The following is a 268-nucleotide window of genomic DNA, read 5'->3' as shown; positions in this document are numbered from 1 at the left end:
ACGAAGCGCCTCGAAGGCAAGAACGGCAAGGTCGAAAAGCTGATCGCGGCACGCGTCGAATGGAAGGACGGCAAGATGGTCGAAGTGCCGGGTTCGGAGTTCGAAATGAAGGCCGACCTCGTGCTGCTCGCGATGGGCTTCACGCAGCCGGTGTCGCCGGTGCTCGAGGCGTTCGGCGTCGACAAGGATGCGCGCGGCAACGTGCGTGCTTCCACCGAGGGCGACAAGGCGTATTACACGTCGGTGGACAAGGTGTTCACGGCGGGCG

Annotated in this window: 1 pseudogene; it reads left to right on the top strand. The window is 63.8% G+C overall.

The features are described from left to right. Positions 1 to 268 (top strand): annotated as a pseudogene (gene gltD, locus AC0L3A_RS41120) (glutamate synthase); the annotation flags it as partial.

Source organism: Bradyrhizobium sp. MI1.3 (assembly GCF_055811695.1).
Note: the sequence above shows the minus strand (reverse complement) of the source record. Positions and strands in the feature narration are given on the sequence as shown.